Origin of the sequence: Shinella oryzae (genome assembly GCF_023038235.1) — a bacterium.
Lineage (GTDB): Bacteria > Pseudomonadota > Alphaproteobacteria > Rhizobiales > Rhizobiaceae > Shinella > Shinella sumterensis.
This window is the reverse complement of sequence record NZ_CP081987.1, coordinates 2223098-2245218: the sequence shown is the minus strand read 5'-3', so window position 1 is coordinate 2245218 and position 22121 is coordinate 2223098. Positions and strand designations below refer to the sequence as shown.

The window sequence follows — 22121 nt, the reverse complement described above, 5'->3', positions numbered from 1 at the left end:
GCCGGCAAACCGGGAGGTCACGATCATGGCGACGGAGAATACGCGCGGTTTGGCGCGTCTTATGTTGGCACCCTCTGTGGGCTTGCTTCTGATCTGGATGATCGTGCCGCTGGCGATGACATTGTGGTTCTCGTTCCAGAACTACAATCTCCTGAACCCGGCGAATGTCAGCTGGACAGGTCTCTTCAATTACAAGTTCTTCTATACGGATCCGGCCTTCTTCCAGTCGATCTGGAACACGCTGCTGATCGTCGGCGGCGTGCTCTTGATCACCGTCATCGGCGGCATCGGCATCGCGCTGCTGCTCGACCAGCCGATGTGGGGGCAGGGGATCGTGCGCATCATGATCATCTCGCCCTTCTTCGTCATGCCGCCGGTGGCAGCGCTCGTGTGGAAGAACATGATCATGCATCCCGGCTACGGGGTGCTCGCGGATATCAACCGCGCCTTCGGTTTCCAGCCGATCGATTGGTTCGCCCAGTTCCCGTTGTTTTCGATCATCATCATCGTCGCCTGGCAATGGCTGCCCTTCGCCACCCTGATCCTGCTCACGGCGCTGCAATCGCTCGATGGCGAGCAGAAGGAAGCGGCGGAGATGGATGGCGCGGGCTTCGTGAGCCGCTTCGTCTACCTGACGCTGCCGCATCTGTCGCGCGCCATCACGGTCGTCATCCTCATCCAGACCATCTTCCTGCTTGGCGTCTACGCGGAAATCCTCGTCACGACCAATGGCGGGCCGGGCTATGCCTCCACCAACCTTGCCTTCCTGATCTATCGCACCGCGCTTCTGGGCTATGACGTGGGCGGCGCATCGGCAGGCGGCATCATCGCGGTCGTGCTTGCCAATATCATCGCCATCTTCCTGATGCGCGCCGTCGGCAAGAACCTGGACAAGTAGGGAGAAACGTCATGGCACGAGCAGTCTCGACCCGCCGCATGGCCGTGGCCACCGCCGCCGCCTGGATCATCGCCCTCATCATCTTCTTCCCGATCCTCTACACCGTCATCACCTCGCTGAAGACGGAGACGGAAGCGATCAAGGGCTTCAACCTCATCCCGTCCTTCACGCTGGAAAGCTATGTGTCGGTTCAGACGCAGAGCGGTTATCTGAAGCCGTTCATGAATTCGGTGATCATCGCGGTCGGCTCCACGATCCTCGCGCTCTTCGTCGCCATACCGGCTGCATGGTCCATGGCGTTTTCGCCGACGAAGCGCACCAAGGACATCCTGATGTGGATGCTCTCCACCAAGATGATGCCGGCGGTTGCCGTGCTCGTGCCGATCTACCTCATCTTCCGCGATTTCGGCCTGCTCGACACGCGCATCGGCCTGACGGTGATGCTGACGCTGATCAACCTGCCGATCGTCGTGTGGATGCTCTACACCTATTTCCGCGAAATCCCGGGCGAAATCCTGGAAGCGGCCCGCATGGACGGCGCCTCGCTGTTCGACGAGATCGTGCATGTGCTCACACCCATGGCGGTGCCGGGCATCGCCTCGACGCTGCTGCTCAACATCATCCTCGCCTGGAACGAATCGTTCTGGACGATCCGCCTGACGACGACGAACGCCGCGCCGCTGACGGCCTTCATCGCCTCGTTCTCGAGCCCGCAGGGTCTCTTCTGGGCGAAACTATCGGCGGCCTCGACGCTCGCCATCGCCCCCATCCTGATCATGGGATGGTTCTCGCAGAAACAGCTCGTCCGCGGCCTGACCTTCGGCGCCGTGAAGTAAGGGGAGGGAACACATGGGCAAGATCATCCTGAAAAAGGTCAACAAGTCCTTTGGCGCCACGCAGGTCATTCCGGGCATCGACCTCACCATCGAGGACGGCGAGTTCGTCGTCTTCGTCGGCCCGTCCGGCTGCGGCAAGTCCACGCTGCTGCGCCTCATCGCGGGCCTGGAGGACACCACGTCCGGCACCATCGAGATCGACGGCAAGGACGTGACGTCGGCGGCACCCGCCAAGCGCGGCCTGGCCATGGTGTTCCAGTCCTATGCGCTCTATCCGCATATGACGGTGCGCAAGAACATCGCCTTCCCGCTCAAGATGGCGAAGGCGAGCCCGGAGGTGATCGAGAAGAAGGTGACGGAAGCCGCCCGCGTGCTGAACCTCACCAACTATCTCGAACGCCGCCCGGGCCAGCTTTCCGGCGGTCAGCGCCAGCGTGTGGCCATCGGCCGCGCGATCGTGCGCGAACCGTCGGCTTTTCTGTTCGACGAGCCGCTGTCCAACCTCGATGCGGCGCTGCGCGGCACGATGCGGCTGGAGATCAGCGAGCTGCATCACCAGCTGAAGACCACGATGATCTATGTCACCCACGACCAGGTCGAGGCCATGACCATGGCCGACAAGATCGTGGTGCTGAATGCCGGCAATATCGAGCAGGTCGGCTCGCCGCTCGATCTCTACAACAAGCCCGACAACCTCTTCGTCGCCGGCTTCATCGGCTCGCCGCGCATGAACTTCGTCAAGGGCGAGTCCGCAAAGCCGTGGAACGCGCCGACCGTCGGCATCCGTCCCGAGCATATCAAGCTCTCCAAGGATGCCGGCACCTGGAAGGGCGTCGTCGGCGTGGCCGAGCACCTCGGCTCCGACACGTTCCTGCATGTCAATGTCGAGGGCGTGGGCATGCTCACCGTCCGCGCCGACGGGGATTTCCCCGTCACCCACGGCGACATCGTCCATCTCACACCCGACGTCAGCCGCATCCACCGCTTCGACGAAAGCGACAAAGCGGCCCGATAGGGGCGCCTGCCGGATGGGCGAAAACCGCTTCGCGGCGGACCTGCACAAGCGTTGACCGGAGCAAACCGGAAGGAATGACCATGACCACGAAACTGTCGCTTGCCACCCTCAAGGATGTCTCAGGCACCGCCAGCGTGCCTTCCTATGACCGCGGCAGCCTCAAGGCCGGCATCGTGCATTTCGGCGTCGGCAATTTCCACCGCGCGCACCAGGCGATCTATCTCGACGATCTCTTCAACCTCGGCCGCGATCATGACTGGGCGATCGTCGGCGCCGGCGTCCTTCCGTCCGATGCGGCCATGCGTGACAAGCTGGCCGGGCAGGATTTCCTGACGACGGTGGTCGAGCAGGACAACAACAGGTCCGGCGCACGCGTAACCGGCGCAATGATCGATTATCTCGCACCCGGCAATGCCGCCGCTACCATCGCGGCGCTCGCCGATCCGGCCATCCGGATCGTGTCGCTGACGATCACCGAGGGTGGCTACTTCATCAACCCGGCGTCCGGTGTCTTCGATCCGACCCACCCGGCCATCGCCGCGGACGCGGCCGAGCCTGCCGCGCCGAAGACCGTGTTCGGCCTCATTCTGGCCGGCCTGAAGGCCCGGCGAGACAAGGGCATCGCGCCCTATACGGTGATGTCCTGCGACAACATTCCCGGCAATGGCGAGGTCACGCATGCGGCGGTCTCCGGGCTCGCGCGCCTTTCCGATCCTGCTCTTGCCGACTGGATCGATGCCAGCGTCGCCTTTCCGAACGGCATGGTCGACCGTATCACGCCGGCCACCGGCCCGCGCGAGATCGGCATCGTTGCAGACGAATACGGTATTGCAGATGCCTGGCCGGTCTTCTGCGAAGAATTCAAGCAATGGGTGCTGGAGGACAATTTCCCCGAGGGACGCCCGGCGCTGGAAGAAGTCGGCGTGCAGTTTGTGGCTGACGTTGCGCCTTACGAGCACATGAAGATCCGCATCCTCAATGGCGGCCATGCGGCAATCGCCTATCCCGCCGCGTTGCTCGACATCCATTTCGTGCACGAGGCGATGGAGGATGCCGATATCCGCGCCTTCCTGGCCAAGCTGGAGCGCGAAGAGATCATTCCGGTCATTCCGCCGGTGCCGGACACCGACCTCAACGATTATTTCGCGCTCATCGAGCATCGCTTCTCCAACCCCAAGATCGGCGACACCATTCCGCGGCTTGCGCAGGACGGCTCCAACCGCCAGCCCAAATTCATCCTGCCATCCACCGCCGACCGGCTTTCACGCGGCGAGGATGTCGTCGGCCTCGCGCTGGTTTCGGCGCTGTGGTGCCATTATCTGGCCGGCACGACGGACAGCGGCAAGGCGATCAGCTTCAACGATCCGAATATCGACCGCATCCATGCAGCAGCCCTGGCCGCCAGGGACAACCCGGCTGCGTTCCTCGAATTGAAGGAGATTTTCGGTTCGGTGGCGGATTCCGATCTCTTCCGCCGGCGTTTTGCAGACGCGCTGCAAACCCTCCAACGCGATGGAACGCGGGCCACCCTGAAGCGCTATCTGGAAGGCAATCTCGCAAATTGAAGGATCCCGGTCGATCCGGGCCTTTTCATCGCATTTGGCAGGAAGTAGGAGGGGGCTCTGAACACGGAACGGAACCTCATGGCCGCCAAACCGACGGAACTGGTCATCTTCGATTGCGACGGCGTGCTTGTGGACAGCGAGCCGATCTCGCTTGCGGTTCTCGTCGAGGCGCTGGCGTCGGCCGGCGTGGTGATGAGCGAGGCGGAGGCGCATGCCCGCTTCCTCGGCCGCAGCCTCAAGAGCATGTCGGAAATCCTGCATGACGAATATGGTCTTGCGGTGGATGCGGCCTTTCTGGAAGCCATGCGCACGGCGCTTTATGCGCGCTTCCGTGCCGAACTCCAGCCGATCGAGGGTATTGCCGAGACGGTCGACAGGCTCGGCATCGCCCATTGCGTGGCCTCGTCCAGCCAGCCCGAGCGCATCCGCCTTTCGCTTGCCGTGACGGGCCTTATCGACCGGTTCGAACCGAACATCTTCAGTGCCACCATGGTCTCGCGCGGCAAGCCGGCGCCTGATCTTTTCCTCCACGCGAGTGCTGCGATGGGCGTCGAGCCTGCGCGCTGCGTCGTGGTGGAAGACAGTCCGGCCGGCATTACGGCGGCCAAGTCGGCCGGCATGCGGGTGGTGGCCTTTACCGGCGGGTCGCATGCGCGCTCCCCGGAGCACCGCGACGCGCTTTATCGCCTTGAACCCGATGCGCTGTTTGACGACATGCGGGAATTGTTACAGTTTGTCCGCAACGAAAAGGGCGACGGGAAAGAGCATTGATGCGCGATCTGATCGTTGCGGTGGACATCGGCACCGGCAGCGCCCGTGCGGGCGTGTTCGACCGGAGCGGTGCATTGCTCGGCCGATCCGACCATGCCATCGCGATGCGCCGGCCGGCTGCGGATTTTGCCGAACACGATTCCGAAGACATCTGGAAGGCGACCTGCGCCGCCGTGAGGGGCGCGGTGGCGGCAAGCGGCGTGGTTGCGTCGCGGGTCGCAGCGCTCGGCGTGGACGCCACCTGCTCCCTTGTCATGCGCGACACGCAGGGACGGCCTCTCGCCGTCTCCGACGCGGACGACAATTGGGACACGATCGTCTGGCTCGATCATCGTGCCCTCAAGGAAGCGGATATCTGCACGGAAACGGCGCATCCGGTGCTGGCGCATTCGGGCTTCGTGATGTCGCCGGAAATGCAGATGCCCAAGCTGATGTGGTTGAAGCGCCACCAGCCGGCGCAATGGGCGCGGGCCGGATACTTCTTCGACCTTGCCGACTTCATCACCTGGCGCGCGACGGGATCGAATGCGCGCTCGCGCTGCACCATGACGGCGAAGTGGTGCTATCTCTCCCATGAGGCGAAACCTTGGAACGACAGTTTTCTCCAGGCGATCGGCCTGGAGGACATGGATCCGAGGGGCCTGCTGCCGCACGATATCCTGCCCGCAGGCGAAGCCATCGGACAGCTGACGCCGCAGGCGGCGGCGGATCTCGGCCTCGATATCGGCTGCGTCGTGGCGACCGGCCTCATCGATGCCTATGCCGGCACGCTGGGCCTTCTCGGTCCCTTCGCTGGTCAACCCGAAACGATGGAAACGCAGCTTGCGCTGATCGGAGGCACCTCGAGCTGCATCGCAGCCTTTGCGCGGGACAAGAAGTTCGGCCACGGCACATGGGGCCCTTATTATGAAGTGCTGCTGCCCGGGTGGTGGCTTGTCGAGGCAGGACAGTCGGCTACCGGGGCACTGCTCGACCATATCGTGCGTTCGCACAGCGCCGGTGGAGAGCCGTCCACTTACAACCATGCCCGCATTGTCGCTCGCATTCGCAAGATGCTTGAGAACGAGGGCGGCGCGCTCGCCGGGCGCCTGCATGTCCTGCCGGATTTTCACGGCAACCGCGCGCCGCTGGCTGATCCGCATGCGCTGGGCGTCATCAGCGGCCTGACGCTCGACGCATCCTTCGACGGTCTTTGCCGGCTGTACTGGCGGACCTGTGTCGGGATTGCGCTCGGCATCCGGCATATCCTGGAAACCTTCAGCGAGCGGGGCTATCGGTTCAATACGCTGCATGTCGCAGGCGGCCATGTGCGCAACCCGCTGCTGATGGAACTCTATCGCGACGTCACGGGCTGCCGTGTCGTCGTGCCGGAAACCGAGGATGCCGTGCTTCTCGGCACCGCCATGGTCGCGGCCGTTGCAGGCGGCCTCTACGCCGATCTTCCAGCAGCCGGCGCCGGCATGTATCCGGGCGGGCCGGCCTTTCTGCCGGATCCCGCTCGCAAGGCCGGATATGACAGCGATTACAAGCGGTTCCTGGCGCTCCACCGGCACCGGGCGGAGCTCGAAAGCCTCGACGCATAATTTCTCAATAAATCTGCGACACGGCGGAACCAAATCCCGGGCTACGGGTTTTTATCCTCGTAACCGGTCTGCGCATATCCCCCAAATGCGAGGCCCTCGACCGGTTCACGACCACGAGACCGTCCCCCCTCCGGTTCGTGGACAGTCAAACAGCCAGTGCCGCAACGGCACTGGCTGTTTTTTTTGACAAAAATTCCCGAACAAAAAGCGGCGGTGGGCGTGCCATCCCACCGCCGCCCAGCCGCGCCGCCGCTACAGCTTGTCCGGGAGCAGGATCAAGCTGCTACGCGGGGCTGCGGCGTGAAGAGCAGAGCCTGATTGATGAGCACCTTTACCTGTTCGGGATCGAACGGCTTGGAAACGAGGAAGGCGGGTTCCGGCCGCTCGCCCGTGAGAAGGCGTTCCGGATAGGCGGTGATGAAGATGACGGGAATGTCGACCCTCGACAGGATGGTGTTCACGGCATCGATGCCCGAGGAGCCATCGGCGAGCCGCACGTCGGCGAGAACGAGGCCCGGCTGGCTGTCACGCCACAGCGCCTCGGCTTCGTTCTGCGTCCGGGCGATGCCGGCGACGCGGTGGCCCATGCCGCTGACCATATGCGCGAGATCGAGCGCGATGAGGGGCTCATCCTCGATGATCATGATGCCGGTCTCGGCCTGTGCCGCGATATCGGCGAAGGTTGCGTCGAGCAGGCGCCTGACGGTTTCGATTTCCTGATCGAGGATTTCGGCGGTGACTTCGACGGGGAAGCCCTCGACGGTCGCAAGAAGCAAGGCCTGGCGCGCGAGCGGCGGGACGGTGGAGAGGTCGAAGGGGTTTGCGACGCCCGGCAGCGGCGCATCCATACCACGGCTGATCGATACCGGCAGCGAAGAAATAATGCGGCTGAGAAGGCAGAAGAGGCGTTTTTTATCGTCGCCCGTCTCCGTCATCGCAGAAGGGTCGATGAGTATAGTCTCCAGCATTGCCGCCACATAGGCATCGCCGGAAGACTGGGTTCCCGTGAGCGCGCGCGCATAACGGCGCAGCGCCGGCAGGTGTGGCCCGATGCGGTCGGAAATCGGCATGATTTATCCCCTGTTCTTGGAATTGCGACAATCGCAGTTGACGGCATTAACGCGCTCGCCGAAATTAGGTTCCGAACCGTGGAACTTTTTTCAGTGTCGGGCATTTCCAAGCCAAATCCGCCTGACGGGCGCCAGGAACAACGAAAGTGGGCCGTGAGTGAATAGCTTGGAAAAGAAAAAAGAAACGAGACAGCCTCCCGCGAAGGTCAATGGCGCCAATGCGCAGATCGCGGTGAAATTGCGTGCATTCTATCATTCGGTGCAGGAGGAGACGCTTCCCCAGAAGTTTCTGGACCTCCTTGAGAAGCTGGACGCTGTTGAAAACAGCGCCCAGCGGGTCGAGTGAGGGCGCGCATATGGAGCAACCGACCACGTTCAAGCGGGAACTGCTGGCAGTTCTTCCCAGCCTGCGCGCCTTCGCGATTTCCCTGATCGGCCGGCACGACCAGGCCGATGACCTCGTCCAAGACACGATCATGAAAGCCTGGGCGAAACAGGAACAGTTCGAGATGGGCACGAACATGAAGGCCTGGCTCTTCACGATCCTGCGCAACGAACTTTACAGCAAGATGCGCAAGCGCGGCCGCGAGGTGCAGGATTCCGACGGAATCTTCACGGAGAACATGGCCCAGCATCCCTCGCAGTACGGCTCCCTGGACATGCAGGACTTCAAGAAAGCGCTGGAAAAGCTGCCGGATGAGCAGCGCGAGGCGATTATCCTTGTCGGCGCGTCCGGGTTCTCCTACGAAGAGGCGGCCGAGATTTGCGGTTGCGCGCTCGGTACCATCAAGAGCCGCGTCAATCGTGCCCGGCAGCGCCTGCAGGAGCTCCTCCAGGTGAGCGGGGAGAGCGACTACGGTCCCGATGCCGTGTCGGCGCCGATCACGTCGCGCGCCTTTGCATCGTGAGATGGTAAGGGGGATGCCGTCACGATGGCGGGAAAGGTAGAGGGGTAGGCGAAACGCGGCTGTGCCGGGCCTTCGGGTGCGCTCGGCGCGAGGCGCGATTGCCTGATGAGAAGGTGTATGAAGGACACGGTTCAAGCATTGCCGGTGGCTGACGCCGCGGTTCTGGACGTTCCAGACCGCTTGCCGGCGCTCGGCAATGCGACGCCGGAATTCTTCGGCCCCGACGCCGATTTCGACGGCATTGCTACACTTGCAGCGGGTTTTGTTTCCGCGCCGGTTTCAATCGTCAGCCTGTTTGCTGATCAGGACCAGTGTTTTCTGGCCCGGCTCGGCACGTCGGAGATACGGGTGCCTTTGAAGCGGAGCTTCAACGCCTCTCTCATGGCCCACGGCGGTGACGCGCTGCTGGTGCCGGATGCCGGAGCGGACCCACGCTTTTCCGATATCGAGACCCTTGGCGGTGCCCCCGATCTCTTGTCCTACGCGGGTGCGCCGATCATGATCGACGGCCGGCCGGTTGGCTCCGTCGTCGTCGGTGATGTGGCTGCCCGCCCTGATTGGCCGGAAGACCTGTTACAGCGGCTGGAGCAACTTGCTTCGCTCGCGGCATCGCTGATCAAGCTTAAGGAAGAGACCCGCCGCCGCACACTCGCTGCGGAGGCCATCTCGCGCGATGAGAAGCGCCATGCGCTGGCGCTGGATGCAGCCAATGTCGCAAGCTGGCTCTGGGACATTTCGACCGGGCTCATTTCGGGCAACGACACGTTCTATCGCATGTTCGGCGTGCAGCCTGCGCGCCCGCTCAGTGCGCGCAAGTTCTTCATGACCGTCCACGGTGCCGACCGCAAGCTTGCCATCGGGCGGCTGCGCCGCGCGCTGGCCTCTGGCAAGGAATATGACGGTCTCTTCCGCACCGCCAAGTCCGGTCGTTGGCTGCTGGGGCGCGGGCGGGTGCATGAGCGCGATGCGAACGGCAAACCGACGGTTTTCCTTGGCATCAACGTGGATGTGACCGATGCGCAGATTGCAACGGATCGCACGCGCCTTCTGCTGCGTGAATTGAATCACCGCGTGAAGAATACGCTGGCCATGCTGCAATCGCTCGCGCGGCAAACGCTGCGCCAGACGAGCGATCCGGCAGCCTTCATGGATGCGTTTGCCGGGCGCCTGCAATCGCTCTCAGAGGCGCACGGGCTGCTCAGCGATCATGAATGGGGTGTCATCCGGCTGAAAATGCTGCTCGAAAAGCAGATCGCGCCCTATGCCATCGATTTCGACCAGCAGGTGGAAATCCACAAGGACGAAGTGCAGCTCGGGCCTGACCAGGCCGTTGGACTCGGTCTTGTGCTGCATGAACTGGCGACCAATGCGCGTAAATACGGCGCCTTCTCGGTTCCGTCGGGCAAGGTGGTCATCACCGCGCGCGTCGTTGCCGAGGAAGGGCAGGGCGTGCTCAACATGACCTGGCATGAGATGGGCGGCCCGCCGGTCGCTCCCGCGTCTCGTCGCGGCTTCGGCTCCGTGCTCATCGAGCGCAGCCTCGACAAGATCCTCGGCAGCAGCGTGCATGTGGAATATCTGCCGCAAGGCGTAACGGCAGTCATACGACTGCCGCTTTAAACCTCACGCCTTTTTGGAAAATGCCATGCTCAGTCGTCGTCGCGGCGGGATTTCGGAGCGAGCATGAAACCGAGCGCGAGTGCGATGGCCGTCGCAGCAAAGGGTTTGCGTGTCGCCATGGTGGCGGCAGCCGCCATGAGGTCACGGCGTGCGGCGAGCTGCTGGCGCCGCAGGCGGCGCAATTCCCGCTCGCGCTTGTTGCGGGCGGCGACGATGCCGAGAATGATCAGCGCCAGGACGAGAAAGCCGCCCGCCAGTCCGAACAGGGCAGGGCCGGCGCCGTAATGCCGCGCAAGCAGGATGGCAGCGCCAACGATCGTCAGGACATAGGCGGTCAGCAGAAGCAGCCCGATCACAAGGCCGGCGATTGCACTTCGCTTGGCGATGTCCACGGTCTCGTCGACCCGGTCGGTGACGCGGCTGACGAGATTTTGGACGAGAACGGCCCCCAGTGACAGCATGCTTTTGCGCTCCGCAAAATAACAGGCGGGGAAGCCGCGCGGCCTCCCCGTTTAAAAGACGTGTTCGATCAGCGGCGCAGCAGGCCGGCCAGCAGGAAGCCGGCGGCAGCAGCGATGCCGAGGGTCGCCAGCGGATGCTCCCGCACGGCTTCGCGCGCCTTGCGGCCAGAATCCTGGTAGCGGGACTGGAATTCCGAAAGAATATCCTCGCCGGCGGCAATCATGTCGCGAATATCGGTGTCTGCGCGGTTCTTCAGGCCACGAACGGTATCGCGCGCATCCGCCTTGGCGGCGCGCGCCTTTTTGCGAATGCTACTTGCGCCGCTTGCGGCATCGTCGGCCATGCTGCGGGCCAGCGCGGCGAGCTCTTCGCGCAGTTCGGCAATCTGGTCCTCGACGGCGCTTGCCTTGTCGTTCAGATCTTCGCGGATGCTCTTCTTTCGCGATGAAAACATTCCGTTGGCCATACCGTTTCTCCTTTTTCGGTCGCCTGCGTCAGGCGCGTGCGATACGCGCTCCACCCCCTTGGCGGAACGGTTTTCCGGCAACTCAACGTGGCAGGCAGAAAAAGGTTCCGAGAAATCAGTACGACGCGGTGTGCGGAAGGACGAAAGGCACGCCTGGACCCGGCACGCCGTTGATGCGCATGCGGCAGCCGAAAACCGCTTCCATGGCATCGTCCGTCATCACGTCGGCGGGGCGACCGGCATGGGCGACGCTGCCGTTCTTCATCATCACCATATGATCGGCGAACATCGCCGTCAGGTTGAGGTCGTGCATGACCGCGATCACGCCGCCACCGCCCTCGCAGTAGCGCCTGGCCAGCTGCATGATGGTGAGCTGGTGGCGGATATCGAGCGCGGAAACGGGCTCGTCGAGCATGAGGAAGCAGGGCTCGCCGTCGAGCACCGGCTCCCAGATCTGCGAAAGCACGCGGGCCAGCTGCACGCGCTGCTGTTCACCACCGGAAAGCTCCTGGTAGAAGCGGCCGGCAAAACCGCCGAGATCGACCGCCGCGAGCGCTTCGGACGTGATGGCGTCAATGCGCTCGGCATGGCGGTTGGGACCGACGGTGAGGCCGAGACGCACGATCTCCCGCACCGTGAAGGGGAAGGCGATGGCCGCGGCCTGCGGCAGCACGGCGCGCTTGACGGCAAGCTGCAACGGCTCGAGCGCGCGGATATCGTGGCCGTTCAAGGTGATCTCGCCCTTGCTGGGCAGTTCACCCGCAATGGCCTTCATGGTGGTCGTCTTGCCGGAGCCGTTGGGGCCGATGATCGCGGTGATCTCGCCGGCTTTCGCGGTCAGCGAAACGCTGTGCACGATGGTCTTGCCGGAGAGGCTGACCGTCAGGTTTCTGGCGTCGATCATCTTGTCCTACCAGCCGTTGCGTCCGCGGTGGCGCAGCAGCACCCAAAGGAAGAAGGGCGCGCCGGCGAGCGCGGTAATGATGCCGATCGGCACTTCGGCCGGCGCGACGATGGTGCGCGCCAGCATATCGGCGCCGAGCAGCAGGACACCGCCCAGCAGGGCTGACGCCGGCAGGAGATAGCGGTGGTCGGGGCCGATGACGAGGCGCAGCAGATGCGGCACCACGATGCCGACGAAGCCGATGCCGCCGCTGACGGCGACCGATGCGCCGACCGCGCCGGCGACGGCGACGATGGCGGTGTATTTGAGCCGCTGCACCTTCACGCCCATGTGGAAGGCGGCGGCCTCGCCGAGCGTGATGGCGTTGAGCCCGCGCGACAGGAAGGGCACGACGACGAGGGCGAGAAGGATGATCGGCGCCGCGGCGGCAACCTTCGTCCAGGTCATGCCGGAAAGCGAGCCCAGGCCCCAGAAGGTGATGTCGCGCAGCTGCTTGTCATCGGCCATGTAGATGAGGATACCAGTGACGGCGCCGGCCAGCGCGGAAATGGCGATGCCGGCGAGCAGCATCGTGGCGACCGACGTCTGGCCGCCGCGCGTGGCGATGCGGTAGAGCAGCAGCGTGGTCAGGAGACCGCCGACAAAGGCAGCCGCCGGCAATGTGAAGGCACCGAGCGAGGCCATGAGGCCGGCGGGCATGCTGGCGCCGAGCACGATCATCAGGACCGCGCCGAGGGCGGAACCCGAGGATATGCCGACAAGGCCGGGGTCGGCGAGCGGGTTGCGGAAAAGCCCCTGCATGACAGCGCCGGACATGGCGAGCGCAGCGCCGATCAGGAAGCCGAGCAGCGCGCGGGGCATGCGGATATCGAGCACGATGATGCGGTCGCGCATGCTGAGAACGGTATCCTCGGTGCCGCCGAGCAGCGCACCGATGACGCGCAGCGCGGATGCATCGGACGCGCCCGTGGCGATCGAGAGCGCGAGCGCGATCAGGGACAGCCCGACGAGGACAACCAGCGTCAGGCGCGCGACCGCGCTTCTGTCGCCTTCGGCGCGGGGCCGCGCGGTCCGCATCAGGCGGGAACCGTGCGCAGGGTTGCGCAAGGCATCATTGAGAGACATTGCCGGTCTTGCCGTACAGTGCTTTGTTCAGGTCGCGGATGGCGGAAGCGGTGCGCGGACCGAAGCCGAGCAGGTGCAGGCCGTCCATGCGCAGGATCGCCTTGTTCGCAGCGGCCGGCGTCAGCGAGATCGCCGGATGCTTCAGGACCTCCTCGTCGCTCGATCCGTGGCCCGGACGATCCATGAGCATGATGACATCCGGCTTGGCGTTGACGACGGCCTCGTCGGTCAGCGGCTTGTAGCCTTCGAAAGCGCCGTCCGTCGCGTTGATGCCGCCCGACAGACCGATGATGCCGTCCGCTGCCGTGTGGCCGCCGGCCGCCATGACCTTGCCATTCTGGAAGCTCAGGACGAAGAGGACGCGCTTGCGCTCGCTTTCGGGCCGCTTGGCGGCTTCGGCGATGGCGGCATCCAGATCGGCGCCGACCTTTTCTTCCAGCGCCTTCGCCTTTTCCGGCACGCCGAGGAAGGTGCCGACGATATCGATCTTCTTCATAATGGCCGCGCGGTCGAAGCCCTCCGGAACCGTTTCGAAGGGAATACCGCTGCTCTTCAGCACCGCCAGCGCATCGGCGGGGCCGCTGCCTTCGATGGCGAGGATGGCTGTCGGGTTGACGGCCATCACGCCTTCGGGCGAAAGCGCGCGCATGTAGCCGACATCGGGCAGCTTCATGGCTTCCCGGGGATACATGCTGGTGGAATCGCGCGCCACGAGGCGGCCTTCTTCGCCCAGCGCGTAGACGATTTCGGTGAGCGCACCGCCGATCACCACCACCTTGGAGGTGTCGACCTGCTGCATCTCCTGCGCGACCGCCTGGCGGACGAAGCCTTGCGAGCCCGCCGTCGACAAGGGCAGAAGCAGCGGGGCGGACAGCGCGAAGACGGTCAGGGCCACTTCCCAGGGGCGGGCGCGGCGGAAGTCGAAGCTCTTGCTCATGGTCTTATCCTCGGGTGGTGATCCTGCGGCGAAAGGTCCTCAGGCGGCGGCACTGTCGGGGCGCGGCAGGCTTTCGAGAATCTCGCGCCAGTCGGCGCGCTCCGTCATGCCTTCCTTCCGCTTGCCGAAGAACTGCACGATCATTTCGCCGCTGGCATCGTAGGCCTCAAGCGACGTGACATGGCCGTCGCTGGTCGGCTTGCGCACGACCCAGCATTCGGCGACGTGATCGGTGCGCAGATGCATGTGGAAGGTCGGATCCATGACGTTGATCCAAGGGCCCATCGGCTGGATGTTGTGGACGGGCCCCGTGTGGATCTGGATCGTGCCATGGTTGCCGACGAAGCACATGATATCCGCGCCGCGCTCGGCGGAGGCATGCAACAGGGCGCTGACGGCATCGGCGCGCACTTCATGGGCAAAGTCTTCACCGACGCTGCGGACAGCATCCTGACGGGCGATCTTGAGCTTGCGCAGCATGCCGAAGAACTGGTGCGTATCCGTCATCGCGCTCCAGTTTTCGCGCAGCGCCTCCACGTCGACCGGGCCGGTCTCGACGGTCTTTTCCGAGATGACCTCGACGAATTCCTGCGACTGGTCGTCCAGGCGGAAGTCGGCGACGATCGCCTCATAGGCATCGAGGTTGGAAGCCGGACGCAGATGCACCTTGTGGACCGCGTTGCCCGCCTTGTCGAAGAACTGGAGGCTGCGGCGAACCTGGTCGCCGTCGGTCTTCGTCACGGCGAAGCCATGCGCCCAGGTACCGGGGAAGATGCGCAGGTCGATGTTCTCGCCGAGCACGATGGAGGCATGCTTGCCGGTGTTGATCTTCTCGAAGACGCCGATCTTTTCGTGCACCACGCTCTCGTTGCGGGTCAGCGCCATGACCTCGCCCAGCGCTTCGGAGCGCTCCAGGAAGCGGTTGGCGTCGCCGTCGATGCGCACGGCCGTCAGCCCGACCTCCGCCGCCACGAGCGCCGCTTCCGAAATGCCGAGCTGGGCGGCGATGTCGCGCTCGCGCATCTTGGGATTTTCGGCGCGGAAGGCGCGGATTTCAGCAGGGGTCGGTCGGGTCGTGTTGGTCATTGGGCGCGGCCTTCGTCGATATGCGTGTTACAATTTCTTGGGCCTGCTTTTTTCCCGGGATTTTTCTCGGTGGAGCAGGGGTTTGACAGGAATTCTGGCGTTTACTATCTTGACTTGCTTACTCATATTTATCTATTGACGCAATACCAGTCTCAAGAAGTCATGTTAATTGTTCGGACTGGGTGAAATGGCGATGGCCGCGCGAGCCGGCCGACAATGAAGCAGGCGAGACCCATGATCCGACGCACCCTTCTGATTTCCGCGATGCTGTCCGCTGCCGCCGTCACCGGTGCCGCAGCCCAGGAGGCCGCAAAAGCCAAGGGGCTGGATGTCGAGTTGAACGCACTGGCCGCTTCTCAGAAGGGCTGCCTCTTCACCTTCGTCGCCGGCAACGGATTTGCACAGAACGTTTCGAAGGTGTCGTTCGAATTCGTGATCTTCAACGACAAGGGCACGGTGGAGCGCCTTGCGCTGCTCGACTTCCGCGACCTGCCGGCCGGCAAGTCCAAGGTGCGCCAATTCGACGTGCCGGGCATCAAGTGCGAGACTGTGAAGAACCTGCTGATCAACGACGCCCCGGTTTGCGAGGGCGAAGGGCTGGACAAGGGCCGCTGCATGGATGGCATCGTCACGCGCAGCAAGACGCCTGCCGGTCTCGACGGTTGAACTGAAGGCATTGAGGCGAATGCGCGATGCATGAAACGGAAATACGGGTGACGTGATGGCTGGAAGCAAGTGGCTCTGGGGCGGTGCGGGCATTCTTTCCCTGCTTGCTCACGCGGGCGCGGCTGCAATCCTCACCATGGCGCCGCAACCGCCGGAGGAAGAGGCCCTGGTTGCCGGCGGCGTCGTCGCCGAGGTGGCGATGCTCGGCAATGGCGCATTCGAGGCCGTCGAATCGGGCAAGCCCGACGACACGATCACGCCCGAGACCATCCAGCCCGAGGTCACGGAGCCCGAGCCGCAGGAAGTGGCTGAAATCCAGCCGACGGAAGTCACGCCCGAGACAAGCGAGATCGAGCCCGTCGAGCCGATCGTGTCCCAGCCGGTCGAGGAAATGATCGTTCCCTCCGCGGAGGTCGAGATCGCAGCCGTGCCTATCCCGGAGATCAAGCCGGAAATCGAGCCCGAGCGCGAGATCAAGCCGGCTCCCGAGGTGAAGAAGGAAAAGCCGGTCAAGAAGGTCGAGCGCAAGAAGCCCAAGCAGAAGGTCGTGCGCAAGGCCGGCGAGGAAGGCAAGGCCCGGGAAAATGCGACGCGCGGCGAGGTGGATGGTTCCGCCGATGTGAAGGTCGGTGCCGTCGGTGGCCAGAAGAAGGGCAATTCGACGATGGCCGGCAATGCCGCCGTCAGCAACTATCCGGGCAAGGTGCGCAGCAAGATCAACCGCGCCAAGCGACGCGTGTCGGGTGGTGATCGCGGCAGCGTCGTGGTGAGCTTCACCGTGGGCGCCAGCGGCCAGGCGAGCGGTGTGAGGGTTGCGCGCAGTTCCGGCAGTGGCGCGCTGGATAATGCAGCCGTGGAGGCCGTGATGCGTGCTGCTCCCTTCGCCAAGATTCCCGAGGCGGCAGGGCGTTCGTCCTGGGCGTTCACGGTCCCGATCGTCTTCAACTGACGCTGTTATCCCGCCGTCCTGCGACAGGCGGGATTCTTTTGCCATAAAATATGAGTTTTATGGTCATGTTTATACTTTACTATGAAAATCAAGTTTTGTAGGTTGCGTCCGACTGAGGCTCTGCAGCGGCAGAGTACCAAAGGGGATGTTGCATGAACGGAATGACTGCTGGGCGTATGGAATCGATCCTGAAGGCGAAGATTGCCGAGCGTGACCGGCGTATCGCCGACCTGGAGCGCCAGTTGGCCGCGCTCAGGAAGCAGATGGCGGCAGCAGCGGATGCCGTTGCCCCAGCAGTGGTGGCGGTGCAGGCCGAGGTGAAGACGCCGCACAACGTGGAAGTGACCACGATCAAGCGCAGGACGGGTGAAGCGGAGAGGAAAGCCATGCGTGAGAAGAACAGGCAGAAGCATCAGGCCCGCCGGGATGTCGAGACCGACCAGAAGTCCGACGGCAAGGCCGAACTGAAGGGGCGCAGTTTCCTGTATGTCGGCGGCCGTGATTGCCAGGTCGCGCATCTGAGGCAGATCGCCAGTTCCTACGGCGCCAACCTCATCCACCATGACGGCGGTCTGCGCGAGGCGGTTTCCCGCATCGACAATGTACTGCCCTCGGTCGACTGCGTGTTCTGCCCCATCGACTGTATCAGCCACGATGCCTGCATCCGCGTGAAGACGGGCTGCAAGAAGTGGGAGAAGGCCTTCGTGCCGCTGCGCAACGGCAGCAAATCCTCCTTCGAGCGCGCTTTGCAGAGCATGAGCCAGGGAGACAACGTGCAGTGAGTGACGAGAGACCCGAGCCCTTCATGATGATCGGCCTTCACAAGCTCGCTGCGCAGAATGGCGACGGCCTCGTGCCGGAACTCTACGAATGGATGGCGAACCGGGCGGAGATGCTGGAGAGCGGTAATGTGACGGCGTTTCCCTTCCGGAATGTCCGTCCCGTCCGCGCAGCCGGTTTCGAAGGCTAGCCCGGTCTTGATGCGCGCAACGACAATGTCGTAGCTTTTCCCATGCCGCATCGCCTGCGGCGGGAAAAGCATTGAGAGGTCCCGCATGTTCGTCGCCATGAACCGCTTTCGCATCGCCATCGGCCACGAGGAGGCTTTCGAGACCATCTGGAAGGGGCGCGAATCGAGCCTTGCCGAAATGCCCGGCTTCAAGACCTTCCACCTGTTGCGCGGCGATACCGATGCGGAGGAAGGTTATACGCTGTTTGCCTCTCATACCGTGTGGGCGAGCAAGGACGACTTTGTCGCCTGGACGAAATCGGAGAATTTCCGGCAGGCCCACAAGAATGCCGGTGACAACAGGGCCATGTATCTCGGCCCGCCGAAATTCGAAGGTTTCACCGCCGTCGTCGGCGCCTGAGACGATTTTCGCCGGCGTGAATTCGTGACGGCCCGGTGTTACGACGCCGGGCCTTTCTCGTTCGCGGACGCGTGCTTTTCAGGCGTCGTTGCGCGGCAGAAAGGCACCCAGCGCCACGGCGAGCCATCCCGCCATCATGATGACGCCACCGGTGGGCGCGGACATCGGAAACAGCCCGTGGCCGGCGAAGTGGCGCATGACGAGATCGCTCGCGAAAAGCGCGGTTCCGACGATCATCAAAAGAGCGGCAACCGGCGCGGTGCGCACGGACCCCCAGGCAGCGTAGAGTGCGATCAGCGCGGGCGCATGCGCGAGACACATGGCCGACGCGCCCGCCATCAGGCGCGGATCGCTGCCATGGGATGCGGCCGCCGCCGCCACGATGCCGGTGAGGCCCATGAGGCCGGCGATCAGAAGGCTCGTCGAGCGAAACGAAAACGACATTGGTTCAATCCCGGGTTCAATCCTGGTTCTGCATGTGGTGGGCGAGGCGCGTTACCGGTTCGAGGATGATCTTCCGCAGGCCCTCGCTCGGCACCGTTTCCTCCAGCGCCTGCACGAAACAGAGCAGCCATTCGTCGCGCTCCGCCGGGCCGATCGCCGCATCGAAATGCCGGCGGCGAAGCATCGGATGCCCGCGCTTTTCGGTATAGAGCGGCGGGCCGCCAAGCCAGCCCGTCAGGTATTCGTAGAGCTTTTCCTCGCTGCCGGTGAGGTCCGCCGGGTGGATGGCCCGGCACCGCGCGGCTTCCGGCAGGGTATCCATCAACTGGTAGAAACGACGCGTCAGCGCGCGCACGCCGGCGTCGCCGCCGACGGCCTCGTAAAGGGTGATCGTCTCTCGTCCCTGACCGTCGTGTTCGTCCGTCATGGCGCTCTTCCGTTTGGTCGGTCTTAGCGCCTGCCCGCGGGGCTGACAACGGCGGCGCGACGCCTGCGACGAAGCGCGCGTTAGCGCGGCCGCACGAGCTCGATTGACAGAAAACCGTCCAGACGGTATGTTTTCTCATGAGCAAGGCGCATCATCGAAAGAAACATCCCGAGGCCGTCCGCCGGCAGGTGCTGGCGGTGGCGGCGCGCCTCTCGCTGGAAAAGGGGCCGGCGAGTGTGACGCTTGACGCAGTCTCCCAGGCGGCAGGTGTTAGCAAGGGTGGCCTGCTGCATCATTTCCCCAACAAGCTTTCGCTGCTCGATGGCCTGTTCGACGATGTGACGCAGAACCTCGATCGCGTTCTAGCCGAGCGGATGAAGGTCGATCCGGAGCCGAAGGGACGGTTCACGCGCGCCTATATCGGCGCCTTCTTTCAGCCGGAAGGGCTGGAAGATGGCGAGAGATGGAAGGTGCTGACCGTTGCGCTGATTTCCGAGCCGCATCTGCGCGACCGTTGGCGGGAATGGTTCGACCGGCACCTTGTCGAGAATGTCGGTACGGACTCGTCACTCGATGCCACGCTTGCCCGCTACGCGGTGGACGGCCTTTGGCTCGACGACCTGCTCGGCGTTTCGGTCATAGACACGGCGACGCGGGCGACCCTGTTGAAGCGGTTGCTGGATATGTCCCGCCTCTGATCTTCTGTTGGCGCCTGCGCGCCGGAGCAAAGCCATGAACCCCGCCATCGTCTACGCCGTCCTCGTGGTTGCCATCGTTTTCGAGGTGCTCGGAACCTCCGCCATGCAGGCCGCGCAGCATTTCACCCGCCTCGTTCCCACCATGGCGATGGTCGTCTGCTACGCCATCGCCTTCTTCTTCCTGTCCTGGAGCCTGCGCTATGTGCCCGTGGGTATCGCCTACGCAATCTGGAGCGGTCTCGGCATCGTTCTGATCTCGCTCGTCGGCTATTTTTTCTTCGGCCAGAAGCTCGATCCGGCCGCCCTTGTCGGCCTCGGTCTGATCATTGCCGGCGTTCTTGTGCTGAACCTTTTCTCCAAGTCGACATTCCACTGAAGGATACCGGAATCCGCAGGGCATCCCGCTTGCAAAGAATCGGGACTGGTTCTAACGATTCGGAAAAATTGAAAGCGGTTTCAATTTTTGGCTTCAGAGGAACGACACATGGCGATACGCACCATTGTATGGGGTGAAAATATCCACGAGCAGACGAACGAGATCGTACGCTCGATCTATCCCGACGGCATGCACAACACGATCGCCGATGCGCTCAACAGGGATGCCGCTATCGAAGCCACGACGGCCACGCTTCAGCAACCGGAGCACGGCCTCAGCGAACAACGCCTTGCCGAGACGGATGTGCTTTTGTGGTGGGGCCACAAGGACCACGGTGCCGTCGATGATGCGGTCGTAGAGCGGGTGGCCCGACGCGTCTGGGAAGGCATGGGGCTGCTCGTCCTCCACTCCGGCCATTTCTCTAAGATCTTCAAGCGGCTGATGGGCACGCCCTGTGCGCTGAAATGGCGCGAGGCGGGCGAGCGCGAGCGCCTTTGGGTGATCAATCCGCGTCACCCCATCGCCGAGGGTCTGGGCGAAAACTTCGTCCTGGAAAACGAGGAGATGTACGGCGAGCAGTTTTCGGTGCCGGAACCGCTGGAGACGGTCTTCATCTCGTGGTTTGCCGGCGGTGAAGTCTTCCGCTCTGGCATGACCTGGCGACGCGGCGCCGGCAACATCTTCTACTTCCGCCCCGGCCACGAGACCTATCCGACCTATCACGACGCCACCGTGCAGAAGGTGCTGGTCAACGGCGTCAAGTGGGCCTTCAATCCGCAAGGCACCTATGCGGCCATCCACGACGCGCCGAACGTGCCCGTCGAACAGGCGCTGGAGCCGATCGAGGAACGCGGACCCAAACTGCATGAAGCCGGCGAAGCCGGATATCGTTGAGGTTTCCATGCGTCTTCTCATTCTCGGAACCGGCGGCATGGCAAAGGCCCATGCCCAGCATTTCGCCGCGATCCCCGGCGTCACCCTCGTCGGTGCCGTCGATGTGGATCCCTTGCGTGCAAAAGCGTTTGCCGATATGCACGACATTCCCAATGTCTTTACTTCGCTGGACGATGCCATAGCGTGGAACGGTTTCGATGCCGCGACAAACGTAACGCCGGACCGGGCGCACCACCCGACCACCCTGGCGCTGCTGGCCGCCGGCAAGCATGTCATGTGCGAAAAACCGCTGGCCGAGACCTACGCCAAGGCCGACGAGATGGCGCGTGTCGCCGAGGCATCCGGCCTCGTCAACATGGTCAATCTCACCTACCGCAATGTCGCGCCGCTTCAGGTGGCGCGGACGATGGTTCTGGCCGGCGAGATCGGCCATGTCCGCCATGTCGAAGCCTCCTACCTCCAGAGCTGGCTGGTCTCGAAGGCCTGGGGCAACTGGGCCACGGAGAGCCAGTGGCTCTGGCGCCTTTCCACGCGCCACGGTTCCAACGGCGTCCTGGGGGATGTCGGTATCCACATTCTCGACTTCGCGAGCTACGGCGCGGCGAGCGATGTGGAGCATGTGTTTGCCCGGATGAAGGCTTTCGACAAGGCGCCGGACAACCGCATCGGCGAATATGATCTCGATGCCAATGACAGCTTCACCATGACCGTCGACTTCGCGAACGGCGCGCTCGGCGTCATCCATGCCAGCCGCTGGGCGACGGGCCACCTCAACGAGTTGCGCCTGCGCATGCATGGCGACAGGGGCGCGCTCGAGGTGGTGCACTCGACGGAGGGATCAAGGCTGCGCGGCTGCCTGGGCGAGGATGTCGAAAAGGCCATCTGGCGCGATATCGATGCGGGTTCGGTCGTGACCAACTATCAGCGCTTTGCCGCCGCGGTCGAAGCGCGCACCATGATCGAGCCGGGCTTCCGCCACGCCGCCGACCTTCAGAAAGTGCTCGATCTTGCCATGGAGACCGAGCGGGAGCGGCGCGAACTCGCGGTGTGA

General features: G+C 63.5%; 27 protein-coding genes. 18 read left to right on the top strand and 9 right to left on the bottom strand.

What is annotated here, in order from left to right; all coding sequences use genetic code 11:
* Positions 1-25: 25 nt before the first annotated feature.
* The 6 genes from K6301_RS11025 (at position 26) to K6301_RS11000 (ending at position 6668) form a co-directional block, all read left to right on the top strand.
* On the top strand, positions 26-898 hold the full coding sequence (locus K6301_RS11025; protein WP_247216884.1) for a carbohydrate ABC transporter permease: 873 nt from the start codon (positions 26-28) through the stop codon (positions 896-898).
* Between the two features lie 11 nt (positions 899-909).
* Positions 910-1734 carry a carbohydrate ABC transporter permease gene (locus tag K6301_RS11020; protein ID WP_134652361.1) on the top strand — a complete coding sequence of 275 codons (825 nt, stop codon included), beginning with the start codon at positions 910-912 and terminating at the stop codon, positions 1732-1734.
* Between the two features lie 13 nt (positions 1735-1747).
* On the top strand, positions 1748-2749 hold the full coding sequence (locus K6301_RS11015; RefSeq protein WP_247216883.1) for an ABC transporter ATP-binding protein: 1002 nt from the start codon (positions 1748-1750) through the stop codon (positions 2747-2749).
* 80 nt (positions 2750-2829) lie between these two features.
* Positions 2830-4314, top strand: coding sequence for a mannitol dehydrogenase family protein (locus K6301_RS11010; RefSeq protein ID WP_247216882.1), 1485 nt, complete (start codon positions 2830-2832; stop codon positions 4312-4314).
* Positions 4315-4392: 78 nt separating this feature from the next.
* The gene (locus tag K6301_RS11005) at positions 4393-5085 is read left to right on the top strand and encodes an HAD family hydrolase (protein WP_247216881.1); all 693 of its coding nucleotides are present in this window, start codon (positions 4393-4395) and stop codon (positions 5083-5085) included.
* Positions 5085-6668 carry an FGGY-family carbohydrate kinase gene (locus K6301_RS11000; RefSeq protein ID WP_247216879.1) on the top strand — a complete coding sequence of 528 codons (1584 nt, stop codon included), beginning with the start codon at positions 5085-5087 and terminating at the stop codon, positions 6666-6668. Before K6301_RS11005 ends, K6301_RS11000 begins: the two co-directional genes overlap by 1 nt.
* A 275-nt stretch (positions 6669-6943) precedes the next feature.
* On the opposite strand, the gene K6301_RS10995 is transcribed toward K6301_RS11000, so the two are convergent.
* Positions 6944-7738, bottom strand: coding sequence for a response regulator (locus K6301_RS10995; protein ID WP_247216877.1), 795 nt, complete (start codon positions 7736-7738; stop codon positions 6944-6946).
* A gap of 166 nt (positions 7739-7904) precedes the next feature.
* Here K6301_RS10995 and K6301_RS10990 point away from each other — a divergent pair, with 166 nt between their 5' ends.
* The 3 genes from K6301_RS10990 to K6301_RS10980 all read left to right on the top strand — a co-directional run bounded on the left by K6301_RS10990 (position 7905) and on the right by K6301_RS10980 (position 10266).
* The gene (locus tag K6301_RS10990) at positions 7905-8084 is read left to right on the top strand and encodes a NepR family anti-sigma factor (RefSeq protein ID WP_202402124.1); all 180 of its coding nucleotides are present in this window, start codon (positions 7905-7907) and stop codon (positions 8082-8084) included.
* 10 nt (positions 8085-8094) lie between these two features.
* The gene (locus K6301_RS10985) at positions 8095-8646 is read left to right on the top strand and encodes an RNA polymerase sigma factor (RefSeq protein WP_160869925.1); all 552 of its coding nucleotides are present in this window, start codon (positions 8095-8097) and stop codon (positions 8644-8646) included.
* 117 nt (positions 8647-8763) lie between these two features.
* Positions 8764-10266 carry a sensor histidine kinase gene (locus tag K6301_RS10980; RefSeq protein WP_247216875.1) on the top strand — a complete coding sequence of 501 codons (1503 nt, stop codon included), beginning with the start codon at positions 8764-8766 and terminating at the stop codon, positions 10264-10266.
* A gap of 29 nt (positions 10267-10295) precedes the next feature.
* On the opposite strand, the gene K6301_RS10975 is transcribed toward K6301_RS10980, so the two are convergent.
* From K6301_RS10975 to K6301_RS10950, 6 genes are all read right to left on the bottom strand, one after another.
* Positions 10296-10727 (bottom strand): hypothetical protein, encoded by a 432-nt coding sequence (locus K6301_RS10975; RefSeq protein ID WP_134652379.1) that lies wholly within the window; start codon positions 10725-10727, stop codon positions 10296-10298.
* 68 nt (positions 10728-10795) lie between these two features.
* Positions 10796-11194 carry a glycine zipper domain-containing protein gene (locus tag K6301_RS10970; protein ID WP_247216873.1) on the bottom strand — a complete coding sequence of 133 codons (399 nt, stop codon included), beginning with the start codon at positions 11192-11194 and terminating at the stop codon, positions 10796-10798.
* A gap of 115 nt (positions 11195-11309) precedes the next feature.
* Entirely contained in the window at positions 11310-12098 is a 789-nt protein-coding gene (locus K6301_RS10965; protein WP_247216872.1) for a heme ABC transporter ATP-binding protein, read from the bottom strand.
* Between the two features lie 6 nt (positions 12099-12104).
* Positions 12105-13223 carry a FecCD family ABC transporter permease gene (locus K6301_RS10960; protein WP_425475332.1) on the bottom strand — a complete coding sequence of 373 codons (1119 nt, stop codon included), beginning with the start codon at positions 13221-13223 and terminating at the stop codon, positions 12105-12107.
* Positions 13210-14160 (bottom strand): heme/hemin ABC transporter substrate-binding protein, encoded by a 951-nt coding sequence (locus K6301_RS10955; RefSeq protein ID WP_247216870.1) that lies wholly within the window; start codon positions 14158-14160, stop codon positions 13210-13212. Before K6301_RS10955 ends, K6301_RS10960 begins: the two co-directional genes overlap by 14 nt.
* 39 nt (positions 14161-14199) lie before the next feature.
* A complete protein-coding gene (locus tag K6301_RS10950) occupies positions 14200-15246 on the bottom strand; it encodes a hemin-degrading factor (protein ID WP_247216868.1) in 1047 nt (348 codons plus the stop codon).
* A 234-nt stretch (positions 15247-15480) separates the two neighbouring features.
* Between K6301_RS10950 and K6301_RS10945 the strand changes: the two genes are divergently transcribed.
* From K6301_RS10945 to hmuQ, 5 genes are all read left to right on the top strand, one after another.
* Positions 15481-15912: a hypothetical protein gene (locus tag K6301_RS10945; RefSeq protein ID WP_247216866.1), complete on the top strand. Its 432-nt coding sequence runs from the start codon at positions 15481-15483 to the stop codon at positions 15910-15912.
* Between the two features lie 55 nt (positions 15913-15967).
* Positions 15968-16861, top strand: a complete 894-nt coding sequence (locus K6301_RS10940; RefSeq protein WP_247216864.1) for an energy transducer TonB family protein — start codon at positions 15968-15970, stop codon at positions 16859-16861.
* 386 nt (positions 16862-17247) lie between these two features.
* Positions 17248-17643, top strand: coding sequence for a DUF2325 domain-containing protein (locus tag K6301_RS10935; RefSeq protein WP_230640014.1), 396 nt, complete (start codon positions 17248-17250; stop codon positions 17641-17643).
* A complete protein-coding gene (locus tag K6301_RS10930) occupies positions 17640-17831 on the top strand; it encodes a hypothetical protein (RefSeq protein WP_247220658.1) in 192 nt (63 codons plus the stop codon). The genes K6301_RS10935 and K6301_RS10930 overlap by 4 nt, the downstream gene beginning before the upstream one ends.
* An 85-nt stretch (positions 17832-17916) precedes the next feature.
* Positions 17917-18231, top strand: coding sequence for a heme-degrading protein HmuQ (gene hmuQ / locus K6301_RS10925; RefSeq protein WP_247216862.1), 315 nt, complete (start codon positions 17917-17919; stop codon positions 18229-18231).
* Positions 18232-18309: 78 nt separating this feature from the next.
* Here hmuQ and K6301_RS10920 read toward each other — a convergent pair whose 3' ends face one another.
* Together K6301_RS10920 and K6301_RS10915 are read right to left on the bottom strand one after the other, a co-directional pair.
* The gene (locus tag K6301_RS10920; RefSeq protein WP_247216859.1) at positions 18310-18675 is read right to left on the bottom strand and encodes a DUF423 domain-containing protein; all 366 of its coding nucleotides are present in this window, start codon (positions 18673-18675) and stop codon (positions 18310-18312) included.
* Positions 18676-18691: 16 nt separating this feature from the next.
* A complete protein-coding gene (locus K6301_RS10915; protein WP_247216857.1) occupies positions 18692-19102 on the bottom strand; it encodes a group II truncated hemoglobin in 411 nt (136 codons plus the stop codon).
* A gap of 137 nt (positions 19103-19239) precedes the next feature.
* Between K6301_RS10915 and K6301_RS10910 the strand changes: the two genes are divergently transcribed.
* From K6301_RS10910 to K6301_RS10895, 4 genes are all read left to right on the top strand, one after another.
* Positions 19240-19800: a TetR/AcrR family transcriptional regulator gene (locus K6301_RS10910; protein ID WP_247216855.1), complete on the top strand. Its 561-nt coding sequence runs from the start codon at positions 19240-19242 to the stop codon at positions 19798-19800.
* A 34-nt stretch (positions 19801-19834) separates the two neighbouring features.
* Entirely contained in the window at positions 19835-20176 is a 342-nt protein-coding gene (locus K6301_RS10905; RefSeq protein WP_134652405.1) for a DMT family transporter, read from the top strand.
* 108 nt (positions 20177-20284) lie between these two features.
* Entirely contained in the window at positions 20285-21070 is a 786-nt protein-coding gene (locus K6301_RS10900) for a ThuA domain-containing protein (RefSeq protein ID WP_247216852.1), read from the top strand.
* A gap of 7 nt (positions 21071-21077) precedes the next feature.
* Positions 21078-22121, top strand: a complete 1044-nt coding sequence (locus K6301_RS10895) for a Gfo/Idh/MocA family protein (RefSeq protein WP_247216850.1) — start codon at positions 21078-21080, stop codon at positions 22119-22121.